Source organism: Aeromonas sp. 25-AL00135, from assembly GCF_054052385.1.
Genome location: NZ_JBSTYQ010000004.1, coordinates 22302 through 37704, shown reverse-complemented (window position 1 = coordinate 37704; position 15403 = coordinate 22302). Strand labels below are relative to the sequence as shown.

The window sequence follows — 15403 nt, the reverse complement described above, 5'->3', positions numbered from 1 at the left end:
AGCATGGTCGATACAACCAATAATGTGAACGGCATCAGCCGTACCACGACCCAGACGACAGGCAGCACAACGGCGCCGAAGAAAGAGCTGGATCAGGCTTCATTTATGAAGCTGCTAACAATGCAATTATCGTATCAAGACCCCTTCAAGCCTGTCGACAATGCCCAGATGCTTTCCCAAATGGCGTCCATGTCAACTTCGGAGGGGATTAGTAGTTTGTCTACCCAGATGGGGAAACTCAATGACCAGATGATTTCCAGTCAAGCCCTGCAAGCATCCTCTTTGGTAGGTCAAAATGTGCTACTGCCAAGCAATATAAGCTATTTAGACAAAGAGGGGCCACTATCAGCAGTCGTAGCGGTTGGCACTACTAATAAATATGCGAATATCAAAATCACTATCGAAGACGAAAAGGGACAAGTTATCAAAGAGTTTCCTCTGGAAGGAGAGCAAAAAGGTAACGTAGAAGTTGCTTGGGATGGTACAGACAAGGCTGGTAACCGAGTTTCTGCAGGCAAGTATGTCGTCAAAGCCAGCGGTACTCTTGATGGCAAGTCGGAAAATATTGCTGCATACGCTTATGCCAAAGTGGATAGCGTTGCCTTGGGCAATGCCACCAACCCGACCCGCCTCAACTTGAGAGGGCTGGGGAGCGAATATCTGAACAATATTTTGCAAATTTCAGGCACCAATTCAAATCCGACGGTTACACCGTCAAAAACCACGTCGACAGCATCGATCTAAGGAGCTGGATATGTCATTTAACAATGCCTTGAGCGGTGTCAACGCGGCACAAAAAGACTTGAACGTCACCGCCAACAACATTGCCAACGTTAACACCATGGGCTTTAAAGAGTCCCGTGCCGAGTTTGCGGATGTCTACGCCAACTCCATCTTTGTCAATGCCAAGACTCAGGTCGGTAACGGTGTGGCGACCGGTGCGGTTGCCCAGCAGTTCCACCAGGGGGCGCTGCAATTTACCAATAACGCGCTGGACCTGGCGATTCAGGGGAATGGATTCTTTGTGACCTCCGATGGCCTGACCAACCTGGATCGCACCTATACCCGTGCCGGCGCCTTTAAGCTCAATGAAAACAGCTATATGGTCAACAATCAGGGCCATTACCTGCAAGGCTATGAAATTAATCCTGATGGTACGCCCAAGGCGGTCAGTATTAATGCGACCAAGCCTATTCAAATACCTGATAGGGCTGGTGAGCCTAAAATGACTTCATTGGTGGAGGCAAGTTTTAACTTGAGTATCGATAGTAAAACAAAGCCTACTTTACCCGCTAATTTTGATCGCACTAACTCGTCAACATATGCTCATTCAACATCTGTAACTATTTATGATTCCCTTGGTGCTCCCCATACAATCACCAAGTATTTTGTCCGCCATGAAGATCCGGCCAATGCGGGGCAGCCTTTGAACCCGGGAACTTGGAGTATGTTCATGTATGAAGGAGACAAGCCTATAAATATTAATGGTGGTACGGCGAGTCCAGGTGCAGGTATTCCCACTGGTCTGCAGATGACATTTACTCCCTCGGGTAAGCTGGATACAACCATACCGGTTGCGCCTATCAAGACTGTTGCGTTGGGCAATGGCGCTGGTGGAGCAGGGATTATCAATAATGGTGCAGATCCGACTCAGACGTTGGAAATTCGTCTTGGGACTGTTACCCAATACAACTCACCTTTTGAAGTCAACAAATTGACTCAGGATGGTGCGACAGTGGGCCGTCTAACAAAGGTTGAAATTACGCCAGACGGTGTTGTTTCTGCCACATACAGTAATGCTACGACGTTAAAAGTGGCTATGGTTGCGCTGGCCAAGTTTGCCAACTCGCAAGGATTGACTCAGGTTGGCGATACATCCTGGCGGCAGTCCTTGCTCTCAGGGGATGCATTGCCAGGCACTCCTAATTCAGGTACGTTTGGTGGCATAAAATCTTCAGCGCTGGAGCAGTCCAACGTGGATTTGACCTCGGAGCTGGTGGACTTGATCACTGCCCAGCGTAACTTCCAGGCCAACTCCCGTTCTCTGGAGGTCAACAGTTCGCTGCAGCAGACCATCCTGCAGATCCGTTAATCGCGCAATAAATGATAATGAGAGGGGGCTTGGCCCCCTCTCTATTTCTGTCACATTCCCATCCTTACCCCCCCATATTTCTGCTGTTGGCACTCTAATTGCATTTCTCCTGTCAGAGTCATCTGTTTGACGGAGAATTCCATGGATCACCTGCTTTATATCGCCATGTCCGGGGCCAAAGAGACCATGAACAGCTTGGCTGTTCGGGGCAACAACCTCGCCAATGCCAATACCACCGGCTTCAAGTCCGATTTCGAGCAGGCCAGAAGCATGCAGGCGTTCGGAGAGGGCTTGCCAAGCCGGGTCTTTGCCATGGCTGAGCGCCCGGGGCAGAACTTGCAGCATGGCATGCTGATGACCACCGGACGGGATCTGGACGTGGCTGTGGATGGTCCGGGCTGGATTGCCGTGCAGGATCCCAAGGGTGGTGAAGCCTATACCCGCATGGGGAATTTGCAGGTCAATGCGACCGGCAACTTGCAAACCTCGACCGGTCTGAATGTGGTGGATGACGGCGGTCAGCCAATCGTGTTGCCGATGCCGATGGAGAAACTCGAGATCAATCGGGATGGCACCATCAGCGGTCGTCCTGAGGGGGCTGCCGCCAACTTGCCGGAAGATTTTCAGCGGATCAAGCTGGTCAATCCGGCCGCCGATGCGGTGGAGAAGGGGCAAGATGGTCTGTTTCGCCGCAAGGATGGCCAGAATGAACCCGCCTCTGCCAATGTCGGCCTGATTGCCGGCTCCCTTGAGGGGAGCAACGTCAATGTGGTGGATGAGATGACCAACCTGATCCGGCTGCAACGCCAGTTCGAAACTCAGGTCAAAATCATGAAGACGGCCGAAGAGAATGATGAAGCTCAAACCCAACTGCTGCGAATCAGCTAATCAAGGAGTTACCTATGAATCCCGCACTCTGGATCAGCAAGACCGGGTTGGATGCACAGCAGACCAATATTTCGGTCACCTCGAACAACCTGGCGAACGCCAGCACCGTGGGCTTTAAAAAGTCACGGGCCATCTTTGAAGATCTGCTGTATCAAAACATCAACCAGCCCGGTGGCCGCTCCTCTGCCGATACCGAGCTTCCTTCCGGCCTGATGTTGGGGGCGGGTGCCAAGGTGGTGGCGACCCAGAAAAACCACAGCCAGGGCAACGTGCAAACCACCGACAACTCGCTCGATTTGATGATCAGTGGTCGTGGCTACTTTGAAATTCAGCTGCCGGATGGCAGTGCAGCCTATACCCGCAACGGTCAGTTCACCCTCAACGATGAAGGGACCATAGTGACCCCGGGTAATGGCTACCCGCTGCAACCGGAAATCCAGATCCCGGAAAACGCCCAGAGCGTTACGGTGGGTGAAGATGGACAGGTCTCGGTGCAGCTCAAGGGCGATGGCGCGTCTCAGGTCGTCGGTCAGATCAACATCTCTGACTTCGTCAACGCCAGCGGCTTGCAGCCGATGGGGGAGAACATGTTCGTCGAGACCCAATCCAGCGGTGCTGCCGCCCAGGGGACTGCCGGTGCCGATGGCTTGGGGGTGATCAAACAGGGGATGCTGGAGACTTCCAACGTCAACGTGACCGAAGAGCTGGTGAACCTCATTCAGGCTCAGCGGGTCTACGAGATGAACTCCAAGGTGCTCTCCGCCGTGGACGGCATGATGTCCTTCCTGATCCAGCGTACCTAATTAGGAGGTGCATGATGAAAGCCGTATGGATGCTGGGATTGCTGGTGCTGGGAGGGTGTAGCAGCACTCCCAATACGCCTAAGCCTGATGATCCCGAGTTTTCCCCCGTCTACGGGGAGTCGGAGCCGGTGTCGGTGCGACCGACAGGGGCGATTTTCCAGCCGGATCAGGTCAATGGCATCTATTCGGATATCAAGGCGCACAAGGTAGGCGACATCATTACCATCGAGTTGTCGGAGTCGACCTCCGCCTCGAAAAAGGCCAATACCCAGAGTGGCAAGGACAATAAATTCAATCTGGATCCGGTCAAGCTGGGTGGCGTGCCGGTCACCGCCAGTCCCTATGATCTTTCGGCTTCCATTGGTCAGAACAGCGCGTTCAAGGGCCAGGCCAAAGCGGACCAGAGCAACAGCCTGCAGGGCAATATCTCGGTCAGCGTGGCCAAGGTGCTGCCCAACGGCAATCTGGTGGTGCGTGGCGAGAAGTGGATCATGCTCAATAATGGCAATGAATATATCCGGATCACCGGCCTTATTCGCCCGGAGGATGTGACGTCGGATAACAGCGTTTCATCCCAGAAAGTGGCCAATGCCCGCATTTACTACGGTGGTACCGGCGATCTGGCCAATAGCCAGGAGCAAGGGTGGCTTACCAGCTTTTTCAATGGTCCCTGGTGGCCGCTCTAGGAGATGTTATGAAGTCACTCCGTCTTGTCACTCTGCTTTGCTGTCTGCTGCCCTTGGGTGTGGCCAATGCGGCCCGGATCAAGGACATCAGCTCGGTTGAAGGGGTGCGTAACAACCAGTTGATTGGTTACGGTCTGGTGGTGGGGTTGCCCGGTACTGGCGAGAAGAACAACGCCTTCACCGAGCAGACCTTCCGTACCATGCTCAACAACTTTGGCATCAAGGTGCCGGATAACATCAAGCCCAAGATCAAGGATGTGGCTCCGGTGGCGATCCATGCCGACCTGCCCCCCTTCTCCAAGCCGGGCCAGACCATCGACGTGACGGTCTCTGCCATCGGTGAGGCCAAGAGCCTGCGGGGTGGCACTCTGCTGCAGAGCTTCCTGAAAGGGCTCGATGGCCGGGTCTATGCGGTCGCCCAGGGCAGTCTGGTGGTTGGTGGTCTGGGGGCCGAGGGGGCTGATGGTTCCAAGGTAGTGATCAATACCCCGACCGTCGGGCGGATTGCCAACGGTGCGACCGTGGAGCGGGAGGTGCCCAACTCCTTCAGTCAGGGTGACACCATCACCTTCAACCTTAACCGCCCCGATTTTACTACTGCGCGCCGTCTGGCCGATGTGGTCAACGATCTGGTGGGGCCCAATACCGCTCAGGCGCTCGATGCCACCTCGGTCAAGGTCTATGCCCCGCGGGATCCGGGTCAGCGCGTCTCCTATCTCGCCACCATCGAGAATCTGGAGGTGGATCCGGCCAACGAGGCGGCCAAGATCATCGTTAACTCCCGCACTGGCACCATAGTGATCGGCAGTCAGGTCAAGCTCAAACCGGCGGCCATCAGCCACGGCGGGTTGACGGTGACCATCGCCGAAAACCAGCAGGTCTCCCAGCCCAACCCGTTGGCGGGAGGAGAGACGACGGTGACCAACAACTCGACCATCAATGTCCAGCAGGAGCCGGGGCGGATGTTCAAGTTTGATACCGGTGCGACCCTGGACGATTTGGTCCGGGCGGTCAATCAGGTCGGGGTCGCCCCCGGTGATTTGATGGCCATCCTTGAGGCGCTGCAGCAGGCAGGCGCCATCGAGGGGCAACTGGTCATATTGTAACAAGCGGCAAGTGGTTGCCACGGGTGGCAATGAGGTAAGCAAAATGGCGGAGTTTGACAGCAACAGCGGCATGAATCTCGGGATGGTACAGGACATCAAGAACCTGGACCGTCTGCGCCAGATGAGCCAAAGCAAAGAGGGGCAGGCCGAAGCGCTCAAGAGTGCGTCACGCCAGTTCGAGTCAATCTTTACCCAGATGCTGTTTCAGAGCATGCGTCAGGCCAACGGGGTGTTGACTCAGGACAACCCGATGAACAGCAGCTATACCCAGTTCTATGAAGGGATGCTGGATGAGCAGCGAGTCGCCGACATGTCCAGCAAGGGGGGGCTGGGATTGGCTGACATGGTGGCCAAACAGCTCTCTCCCGAGACCTTTACCCATCAGGATGGACGGGTGCTCAAGATGCCGCAGCGCACCGAACGGACCTACAAACCCTATCAGCCACCCACGGCCGCAGCAGATGATTTGATCGCGGCATCAAAAGTTGGCAAAGATTTTGCTGAAAAAGAGATGACCGAGGGGGCAAAGGAGAGTCACGCACTCACTATGCCCCGTCGACCGCACCGCAGCATTCCGCCCATGGGACGCATGACCAGCGAAGAGGGCAGTGCCACCGGTAGTGGGGGCAAAGAGTTCGATACGCCGGAAGAGTTCGTTAATCGCCTGATGCCGCTGGCCAAGAAAGCGGCCGACAAGCTGGGGTTAAGCCCGGCGGTACTGGTCGCCCAGGCGGCACTGGAGAGCGGTTGGGGCAAGCGGGTGATCAAGGATGGCGAGGGGCAGGTGACCCATAACCTGTTTGGCATCAAGGCCGATCCGCGCTGGGAAGGGCCCAAGGCGGTGGTCAGCACGCTCGAGTATGAGCAAGGCGTTGCCTCCCGCCAGAAAGCGGCATTTCGCTCCTATGAGTCGTTTGAAGAGAGCTTCAACGACTACGTGGACTTCCTCACTTCCGGCTCTCGCTACAAGGGAGCCCTGGCGAAGGTGGATAGTCCTGATCGCTACTTTGAGGCGCTGCAACAGGCGGGTTATGCCACCGACCCGCACTACGCCAGAAAATTGAAACAGGTATTGCGCAGTGACGCCATTGCCCAATACAACGAGATGGAGCTGTAACGTATGGCAAGCGACCTGCTTGGGATTGGTTCATCGGGCGTGCTGGCACAGCAACGCCTGCTGCAGACCACCAGTAACAACATAGTGAACGTCAATAGCCAGGGCTATGTGCGTGAGCGTACGCTGGTGTATACCAATACCATCGGTCTAGGGACCGGTGACATCAAGACCCAGCGGGTAATCAACGACTATATGCAGGGGGAGGTGCGTCGTGATACCTCTGCCTATCATGCCTCCCTGACCCATTATGAGCAGCTGGCTGGCGTTGACAGCTTGCTTGGGGATACCAGCAACAGCGTGGGGGCGGCCATCACCTCCTACTTCAAGTCATTTCACTCTGCCAATGAATCGCCTGCCGAGATCGGTGGTCGCAAGGTGGTGATGACGGAGTTGAGTGGCATGGTCAACCGTTTTCATACCCTCTCGGCGCAGCTCGACAAGCAGAGCGATACCCTCAACACCCGCATTGAAGATGAAACCAAGCAGGTCAACAGCCTGCTCACCAGCATCAATGATCTTAATCAGGCCATCATCCGCACCCAGGGGTCACCCGAAGAGAACCTGATGCTGTTTGATCAACGGGATGAGGCGATCCGTCAGCTGTCGGAGAAGATGGATATTCGCACCGTAGCCCAACCCAACGGCAGCATGCTGGTCAATATGAGCACTGGCCATTCGCTGATCCTCGATGGGGGCGTCGCCCAGTTCAAGGTGATTGCAGGAGATCCTGACTCCCGGGATCAGGAGCTGCAGCTGACCCTGGGGGCGAACAAGGCAACCATCGATCACGATACGTTTGGTGGTGCCATGGGGGGGCTGTTCAAGGCGCGTACCGACCTTGAGCCGACCAAGCGCGAACTGGGGCAGCTGGCCGTGGCGATGGCCGATGCGATGAACCAGCAGAACCGCCTCGGGATGGATCTGGATAACGAGATTGGCGGTGATATCTTCACCCTGCCTACCAGCAAGGGCTTACCCTACGGCAATAACACGGGGACGGTCGGGGCGAATGTCAGCTTCGTGCCGGGCAAGGGGACATCAGTGACTCCGTTTGATTACGAAGTGCAATTTAGCAGTGCTACCGGTTATGAGGTGTTCTCGCTCGACAAGTCTGGCAATCGTACCTTGATCACAGCGGGGGCTACCCCACCAGCAACCTTTGAGCTGACTGGGCACGGGATCTCGATCGATCTCACCGGCACGCCGGCTGCGGGTGACAGACTGTTGCTGCAACCCACCAAAAGTGCGGCCGCCGGTCTGGGTCAGCTGATCACCCGACCGGAAGATTTGGCCTTGGCTTCTCCGCTTAAAGCGGAAAAGACCACCAATAATGGCGGCGGGGCTGATATCAAACTGGGTGGCGTATTCAATACAGGTGCAGGGTCAGGTTTTGGTACCAATAGTCTGAGCCCGACAGCGCCCCAGGTCGTCAAAATTGATGGCAGTGGTAACTATCAGGTGTTTCAAGCCGATGGTACTACCTTGATTGGCACTGCCCCTGCGAGCAGCAAAGGGCAAAACCTGATGTCTGCGATCGTCAACCCTTTCCCCGCCGGAGCCGCAGTCTATGCCAACCCGAAACAGGCCCCCGGCTACGAGTTCAGCATCACCGGCACGGTGGATGCCGGTGACAGCTTCAAGCTCAGTTACAACAGCAATGGCTTTGCCGATAACAGCAATGGCCTGGTTCTGGCCGAGCTGCAAAACAAGGATCTGGTGCGCAAGAGCACCAATGGTGGGACGACCAACGACAAGATGACCTTCAACCAGGCCTATTCCGGGTTGGTGATGGAAGTGGGTAACAATACCAGTCAGGCAAAAACGTTGCTCAAGGCCAATGAGTCCAAGCTTATCCAGAGCACCGGCATCTTTGAAAGCGTGTCAGGGGTCAATCTGGAGGAGGAAGCTGCCAATCTGATCCGCTTCCAGCAATCCTATGCGGCATCGGCGCAAATCGTCAGCACGGCCAAAACCATTTTCGATACACTGCTCTCTTCCGTGAGGTAACGTCATGCGCATCACCACTAACATGATCTACGACCGGAATTTATATTCCCTCAACAGTGCCAACGAGCGGTTGAATACTGCCTATCAACAACTGCAAACCGGCAATAAATTTCAGACAGCTGGAGAAGATCCCGCAGGGATGAGTCAGAAGATGGCTCTGACCAAGGAGATTGACCTGTTCAAGCAGTACAGTGTCAATGGCAGCTTGCTGGAAAACAGCCTGGGGCATGAAGAGACAGTATTGGATTCTCTTAATACGGCGATGCTCAGTGCCCAGACCCTGATCCAGAAGTCAAATAATGGCGCTATCAGCATGGATGATCGCAAGGCCATCGCCAGCGAGCTTGAAGGGTTGCAGCAGCAGATGTTCGACCTGATGAATAGCAAAAACTCATCGGGTGAATTTATATTTGGTGGCAATCAGAGCAAGACCCAGCCATATATAAAAGACGTCAACGGAAAATATATTTATCAGGGTGATCCAGGTCAGCGAAATATTCAGGTCTCACCCACAGTACAAATCGCTGCCAATGATTCCGGGCAGGATCTGTTTGAAATCGTGGCGACCAGAAGAACCGCCAGTGCAACCACTGCAAATATCAAGGTCGGGATAGGCGATCAGGGTAACTTTGATAATTTCTATAAGTCCAATTATAACTCGGCACTGCCCAGCAACACTTATACCGTATCAACCACCATAGGTCCGCCTGATACCTATGATATCAAGGATGCCGGTGGCAATACGTTGCAAACGGGTAACTACACTGCTGGCACCAAGATCCCCTTTAATGGTCTGGAGTTGACCCTTGATTTGCCTGCAGGTGGTGCGGCTCAGCAGTTTGATCTTAATCCACCGAAGAATGACAACATATTGAATGGTATGTCGGATTTTATTACCGCCTTGCGTGATCCTGCTATTACCGCTGACAACTTTGCGCTGGAAGTAGCCGATGCCACCGTTCATATGAAAAATGCCCGCCTGAATATCGATCATGGGTTGGGTGAGTTGGGCGGCAGGATGAACAGTCTCGAGGCAGTCATGGATTCTAACGAGGGGTTGAGTACCCTCAACACCGAGGCGAGAGCCAAGGTATCGGAAGCGGATCTCTATGAAGTGATTTCCGCGCTGTCAAAAGAGGATGCGGCATTGAGTGCCTCGCAACTCTCTTTCAGCAAAATAAGCCGTCTGACACTATTTGACTATATTCGCTAATTAAAGAAGGGCCCCTTTGGGGCCTTTTTTTTGTCCAGACTATGAAAATTGGTTTCGTGTCATCTCCTGCCAATTGTAACAAGCTGTTGCCGTTGCCAATTTAATGGTGGTTGCGGGGTTGACCTCCCTGCGGGATTGGATAATCATGCCGCCCGCACAACAGAGGGTTGTGCGAATTATTTGCAGCATCTCGTTAGGCGAGGCTCCTGTATAAACACAGGCCACTGATCTCACGACGTCCAGAGACGCCCAAGATCAGGACAGTTTTCATCGGATTAAGGTGTAAACCCAAGTGGCTTCCGGCATACCGGATACGTTATACAGTGCTAAAGCTGGTACGTGGGGATGATGACACGCCGAACGGCGTCATTTCCTGCCTATTACTCGTCAATCAAATTGCTGTTTTCTTGTCGTTGCATCCGGCTATTTCCGGAGGCATTCAGGTTCGCCTGAAATCACATGAGGATATCTGTGATGAAGAAAACACATACCATTCTTAACCGTCACCAACTGCTCGATCTGGCCGCCCTGCAGGGTTGGCTGGAACATAATCTGGATCCGGTTCAGCGCGCCGATCAACTGCTGACCCTGCGTCCGGAAGAGCTCAACTGCATCTTTGATACCCTGCCAATCCCGCAAGGGGCCGAACTGCTTGGTTCACTCTCGGCCGAGAGTGCCGGGCGCCTGTTGCAGCGGCTCCATGGCAGCATCGTCAGCGTGTTGCAGGAGGCCATTCCCCGCCGTGATATGGTCGCCATCCTGCGCAAACTGAGTCGTCAGGATCGCACCATGTTGCTGGCTCGCTTCCCGACCCAGGCTCAGGCCATCTATTACTCCCTGCTGGATTGGCCCACCGAGTCGGTGGGGGCCAACATGCGCCACGAATATCTGGCGGTGCGGGAGGAGGACACTGTCGGTCACGCCAAACAGCTGATCCACGATGCCTGGGATAATGCCCAGCTGTTTCGCCATATCTATGTGGTCAACGGGGATGGTCGTCTGCAAGGGAGCCTCTCCCTCAAGACCTTGCTGATCGCTGACCCGCTGGCCAGCGTCGCGACCCTGATGGATCGGGAGACGGTGCGGATCAACGCCCGTGCGGATCAGGAGTTGGCAGCGCGCCTGCTGATCGACCGCGACCTGTCGGTATTGCCGGTCGAGGATCAGGGGCGACTGGTCGGTATTTTCCATGTCGATGATGCGGCGGATATTCTGGAGCTCGAATCCACCGAGGATGCCGAGATGCAGGGGGGCTCATCACCGCTCGATACCCCTTACTTGCAGGCGACGCCCTGGCAGCTGTGGCGCAAACGGGTGGGCTGGCTGCTCATCCTGTTTGTGGCAGAAGCCTACACCGGCAGCGTGCTGCGGGCATTTGAGGAGCAGCTGGAAGCGGCCATCGCGCTGGCTTTTTTCATTCCGCTCCTGATCGGTACTGGCGGTAACAGCGGCACCCAGATCACCACCACCATAGTACGTGCCATGGCGGTCGGGGAGGTGAGCCTGCGCAATCTCGGCACAGTGCTGAAAAAGGAGCTCTCCACCGGTTTGCTCATCTCGGGTGCCATTGCCATGGCGGCTTGGGTACGGGCATGGAGTCTCGGCGTCGGTCCCCAGATTGGCATGGTGGTGACCTTTACCATCATCGCCATCGTGCTCTGGAGTGCCACGGTCGCGTCCATTATTCCCATGGTGCTGCGTCGTTTCCGCATCGATCCGGCGGTGGTCTCTGCGCCATTCATCGCGACACTGGTGGATGGCACCGGCCTTATCATCTACTTCGAGATGGCCAAGTGGTTGTTGCCCGAGTTGCAGTAACCGGGAGATTGACATGCAAAAGGCAGCCAGTGGGCTGCCTTTTTAATTTATCTTTCCGATTTAGCCGAGCTGGAACAACAGTGGCCAGCCCTGCTCCTGGCAATAACGATGCTCCTTCTCCAGATTTTGCATCAGGAGACGGTTCTCCTCGCACCAGTCGATCGGCAGGGTCACGACCAGCTGATCCCCTTGTACCGCGACTTTCCACTCGGGCAGCAGGTTGTCCTGGCGCTTGTGGTGAGCGGCGACAGCGAGGCGCAGGATGCGGATGCAGCGCAGCACCGTCTGCATGTCGTGGTTGGGCAGGGGAGGCAGCTCGGAGAGCTTGAGCCCCTTGCGCTGAAAGCGTACCAGCGCCGCCAGCAGGGCCTGATCGTCCTGGTTGAAGCCAGGCAGGTCGGTGTGTTGCAGGATATAGGCGGAGTGGCGGTGAATGCCGCTGTAGTTGATGGCAAGGCCAATTTCGTGCAGCCGCGCCGCCCAGCCGAGGATGGCGCGATAGGGCTCTATCTCCATCTGCCAGGGCTCTTGCAAGGCATCAAACAGCGTCAGCACGCTCTGCTCCACCCGGGCTGCTTGTTTGCGGTCCATCCGGTAGTGGGTACCGAGCGCCTGTGCGGTGCGCTCGCGAATATCGTGGTGCTGCAAGCGCTCCTCGAATTCATAAAGCAACCCTTCGCGCAGGGCACCATCGGAGTAGTCGAGCCGCTCGATGGGCAGCGAGGTAAACAGCCCGAGCAGGATGGCGACCGCAGCGGCAAACACCTCCTGACGCTCCTCGGTAAGCCCTGTCAGCTTGAGGTTATCGACTCGCTTGCGCTCAATCATCAGCGCCTTGAGCCGCTCCAGCCCCTCCAGCGTAATACTGCCATCGGTCAGCCCCTCACCTTGCAGCACATCCCGTACTGTACGAATGGAGCCTGAGCTGCCAAGGCAGCTCTGCCAGCCCAGCTTGCGGTACTGGTTGACGATGGGGGCGAGTTGGTGCTGCGCCTCCAGCACGGCATTGGTGAAGTGCTTGTCGCTCAGCTTGCCGCTGGCAAAGAAGCTCTGGGTAAAGCTGACGCAGCCCATCTTGCGACTGGTAAGGGCCTTGTGTTCAAACCCTTCACCGATGATGAGTTCGGTGCTGCCGCCGCCGATATCGATCACCAGTACCTGGCCCTCGATATGCTGGGTATGGGCGACCCCCTGATAGATGAGCCGTGCTTCTTCCTGCCCGCTGATGATCTCGATAGGGTGGTTGAGCACCTTGGCTGCTTCACTCACAAACTCGCGCGCGTTGCTGGCACGGCGCAATGTGTAGGTACCGGCGATGCGGATCTGATCCGGTTTGATGTTGGTGAGCCGCTCGGCAAACAGCGACAGGCAGGCGAGACCGCGTTCCATCGCCTCCGGGCTCATGCGTTTTTGCTCATCCATCCCTTCCGCCAGCCGCACCCGCTCCTTGATGCGATCGACGATGCGAAAACGCCCTTCGCTCAGATGGGCGATCACCATATGAAAACTGTTGGAGCCGAGATCCACGGCGGCATAGAGACTATTGTCCATTGTTTGACTCGATACGTTTGAGATAGTCGTAAATCGCCACCTGAGAGCGGATCTTGCGGCGGTTGCCCCGCTTCACATATTCGTTCTGCTGGTCGGCATCAATGACCCGCGCCTTGCAGGTATCACTCAGTTGTAGTTCGAGAATGTCCATGATGCGCTGCTTGAGGCGCTCATCATAAATGGGGGTGCCCACCTCGATCCGGCCGTCGATATTGCGGCTCATCCAGTCGGCGCTGGAGATATAGAGCTGGGGGTTGCCCTTGTTGTGGAACACCATCACCCGCGGGTGCTCGAGGAAGCGGTCGATGATGCTGATCACCTTGATGTTGTCACTGAGGCCCGGTACGCCCGGACGCAGGGCGCACATGCCACGGATGATCATCTGGATCGGCACCCCGGCCTGCCCGGCGGCATAGAGCCGGTTGATGAGATCCTTGTCCACCAGATTGTTGATCTTGAGGATGATGCCGCTCGGCTGGCCCGCCTTGGCGTTGGAGAGCTCGTTGTCGATGAGGCGATAGAGCTGACGGCGGCTGTTGATGGGGGAGACCAGCAGGTGGTTGAATTTGTATCGCTTATAGGGGTACTCGATGTATTCAAACACCCCTTCCACTTCGGCTGTGATATCCGGATTGCGGGTCAGCAGCGAGAAGTCGGTGTAGATCTTGGCGGTCTTCTCGTTGAAGTTCCCGGTGCCGATATGGGCGTAGCGCACCGCCTCGCCATTTTCGTGGCGGGTGATGAGGCAGAGCTTGGAGTGGATCTTGAGGCTCGGTACCCCGAACACCACCTTGACCCCGGCATCGGTAAGGATGTTGGCCCAGTCGATGTTGGCCGCTTCGTCGAAACGGGCGCGCAGCTCGACCACCACGGTCACCTTCTTGCCGTTGTTGGCTGCATCAATGAGGGAGTGGATGATGCGCGACTTCTTGGCGACCCGGTAGATATTGATGCGAATGGCGCTCACCGCCGGATCGAACGCCGCCTGGCGCACCAGCTCGGTGAAGTGGTGGAACTTGTGATACGGGTAGTAGAGCAGAATATCCTGCTTGGTAATCGCATCGAAGGCGTTGACGAAGCCGTCAAAATCGCGGCAATCGAGGGCCGGCAGCTTGGGGTTTTCCAGATAGTCACGGCCCACGTTGGGGAACCCGATGAAATCCTTGAAGTTGTGATAGCGCCCGCCCGGCATGATGGCGTCGTAGGAGCTGATCTGCAGCTTGAGCTTGAGGAAGCTTATCATGGCAGCGGGCATCTCCCGCTCGTAGACGAAGCGCACCGGCATGGCGGTGAGGCGCTGCTTCAAGCCGTCACTCATCTTGTCCACCAAGCTCAAGTCCAGCTGGTCGGATAGGTCATATTCGGCATCCCGGGTCAGCTTCACCGCATAGGCGGCAATCTCGTCGTAGTCGAAGAAGCCTTTGAAGATCTCGTCGAGGCAGAAGCGGATGACGTTATCCAGAATGATGATCTGCTTCTTGCGGCGGGTCCCTTCCGGCGGCAGCTGGAAGAAGCGGGGGAGGTCGTCGGTCGGCACTTCCACCAGGGCGTACTGGATCACCTGACCGTTCTTCTTCATCTCGATGGCCAGATAGGTGTACTCATCCTTGAGGAATTTGACCGGATTGACCTCTTTGTTGAGCAGGATCGGGATGATGTGACGCAGCACCTTCTCCTTGAAGAAGACCCGCAGCCACTTCTGAATGGCATCGGAGAGCTGGTTCTCGTTGACCAGGAAGATGTTGTGGCGGGCCAGCGCAATCAACAGCTCCTTGTAGGTGTTGTCGAACGCTTCACCGAGCGCCATCACTTTTTGCTGGATGGCGCGCAGCAGCACTTTCGCTTCATCGTCGCCACCATGTACTTCATTGATGAGGATGCGGCGCTTGACGTCCGATACCCGTACCTTGAAGAACTCATCCTGGTTGGAGGAGAAGATCCCCAGAAAACGAACCCGCTCGATGAGGGGCACCGTCTTGTCCATTGCCTCTTGCAACACCCGTTCATTGAATGAGAGCCAGCTCAGCTCTTTCTCTTCATACTGCTTGTCGGTGCTCATCTTGTGCCTCTGTTTCAGGTCGCGTCTGCGCGGCAGTTATGGCGTTAATATATGACAAATAAA

12 protein-coding genes and 1 riboswitch are annotated in these 15403 nt (G+C 55.8%); of the genes, 10 read left to right on the top strand and 2 right to left on the bottom strand.

Annotation, left to right across the window (positions count from 1 at the left end; genetic code table 11):
• Positions 1 to 3: 3 nt before the first annotated feature.
• From ACW5XC_RS04365 to mgtE, 10 genes are all read left to right on the top strand, one after another.
• A complete protein-coding gene (locus ACW5XC_RS04365) occupies positions 4 to 744 on the top strand; it encodes a flagellar hook assembly protein FlgD (protein WP_042052947.1) in 741 nt (246 codons plus the stop codon).
• Positions 745 to 754: 10 nt separating this feature from the next.
• Complete coding sequence (gene flgE / locus ACW5XC_RS04360; RefSeq protein WP_042052946.1) at positions 755 to 2092, top strand: flagellar hook protein FlgE; 1338 nt, start codon at positions 755 to 757, stop codon at positions 2090 to 2092.
• A 141-nt stretch (positions 2093 to 2233) separates the two neighbouring features.
• Positions 2234 to 2980 (top strand): flagellar basal-body rod protein FlgF, encoded by a 747-nt coding sequence (flgF, locus tag ACW5XC_RS04355; RefSeq protein WP_005334159.1) that lies wholly within the window; start codon positions 2234 to 2236, stop codon positions 2978 to 2980.
• Between the two features lie 14 nt (positions 2981 to 2994).
• A complete protein-coding gene (gene flgG, locus ACW5XC_RS04350; protein WP_005334158.1) occupies positions 2995 to 3783 on the top strand; it encodes a flagellar basal-body rod protein FlgG in 789 nt (262 codons plus the stop codon).
• A gap of 14 nt (positions 3784 to 3797) precedes the next feature.
• On the top strand, positions 3798 to 4469 hold the full coding sequence (gene flgH / locus ACW5XC_RS04345; protein WP_005334152.1) for a flagellar basal body L-ring protein FlgH: 672 nt from the start codon (positions 3798 to 3800) through the stop codon (positions 4467 to 4469).
• A gap of 8 nt (positions 4470 to 4477) precedes the next feature.
• A complete protein-coding gene (locus tag ACW5XC_RS04340) occupies positions 4478 to 5575 on the top strand; it encodes a flagellar basal body P-ring protein FlgI (RefSeq protein ID WP_005350664.1) in 1098 nt (365 codons plus the stop codon).
• 43 nt (positions 5576 to 5618) lie between these two features.
• Positions 5619 to 6692 (top strand): flagellar assembly peptidoglycan hydrolase FlgJ, encoded by a 1074-nt coding sequence (gene flgJ, locus ACW5XC_RS04335; RefSeq protein WP_042052944.1) that lies wholly within the window; start codon positions 5619 to 5621, stop codon positions 6690 to 6692.
• 3 nt (positions 6693 to 6695) lie between these two features.
• The gene (locus tag ACW5XC_RS04330; protein ID WP_042052942.1) at positions 6696 to 8699 is read left to right on the top strand and encodes a FlgK family flagellar hook-associated protein; all 2004 of its coding nucleotides are present in this window, start codon (positions 6696 to 6698) and stop codon (positions 8697 to 8699) included.
• 4 nt (positions 8700 to 8703) lie between these two features.
• Positions 8704 to 9912, top strand: coding sequence for a flagellar hook-associated protein FlgL (gene flgL / locus ACW5XC_RS04325; RefSeq protein WP_042052941.1), 1209 nt, complete (start codon positions 8704 to 8706; stop codon positions 9910 to 9912).
• Positions 9913 to 10094: 182 nt separating this feature from the next.
• A riboswitch (M-box (ykoK) riboswitch) is annotated at positions 10095 to 10264 on the top strand.
• 122 nt (positions 10265 to 10386) lie between these two features.
• Positions 10387 to 11730, top strand: a complete 1344-nt coding sequence (gene mgtE, locus ACW5XC_RS04320) for a magnesium transporter (RefSeq protein ID WP_042052940.1) — start codon at positions 10387 to 10389, stop codon at positions 11728 to 11730.
• A 60-nt stretch (positions 11731 to 11790) separates the two neighbouring features.
• On the opposite strand, the gene ppx is transcribed toward mgtE, so the two are convergent.
• A complete protein-coding gene (gene ppx, locus ACW5XC_RS04315) occupies positions 11791 to 13281 on the bottom strand; it encodes an exopolyphosphatase (RefSeq protein WP_042052939.1) in 1491 nt (496 codons plus the stop codon).
• The gene (gene ppk1, locus ACW5XC_RS04310) at positions 13271 to 15340 is read right to left on the bottom strand and encodes a polyphosphate kinase 1 (RefSeq protein WP_005350671.1); all 2070 of its coding nucleotides are present in this window, start codon (positions 15338 to 15340) and stop codon (positions 13271 to 13273) included. The genes ppx and ppk1 overlap by 11 nt, the downstream gene beginning before the upstream one ends.
• Between the last annotated feature and the right edge of the window lie 63 nt (positions 15341 to 15403).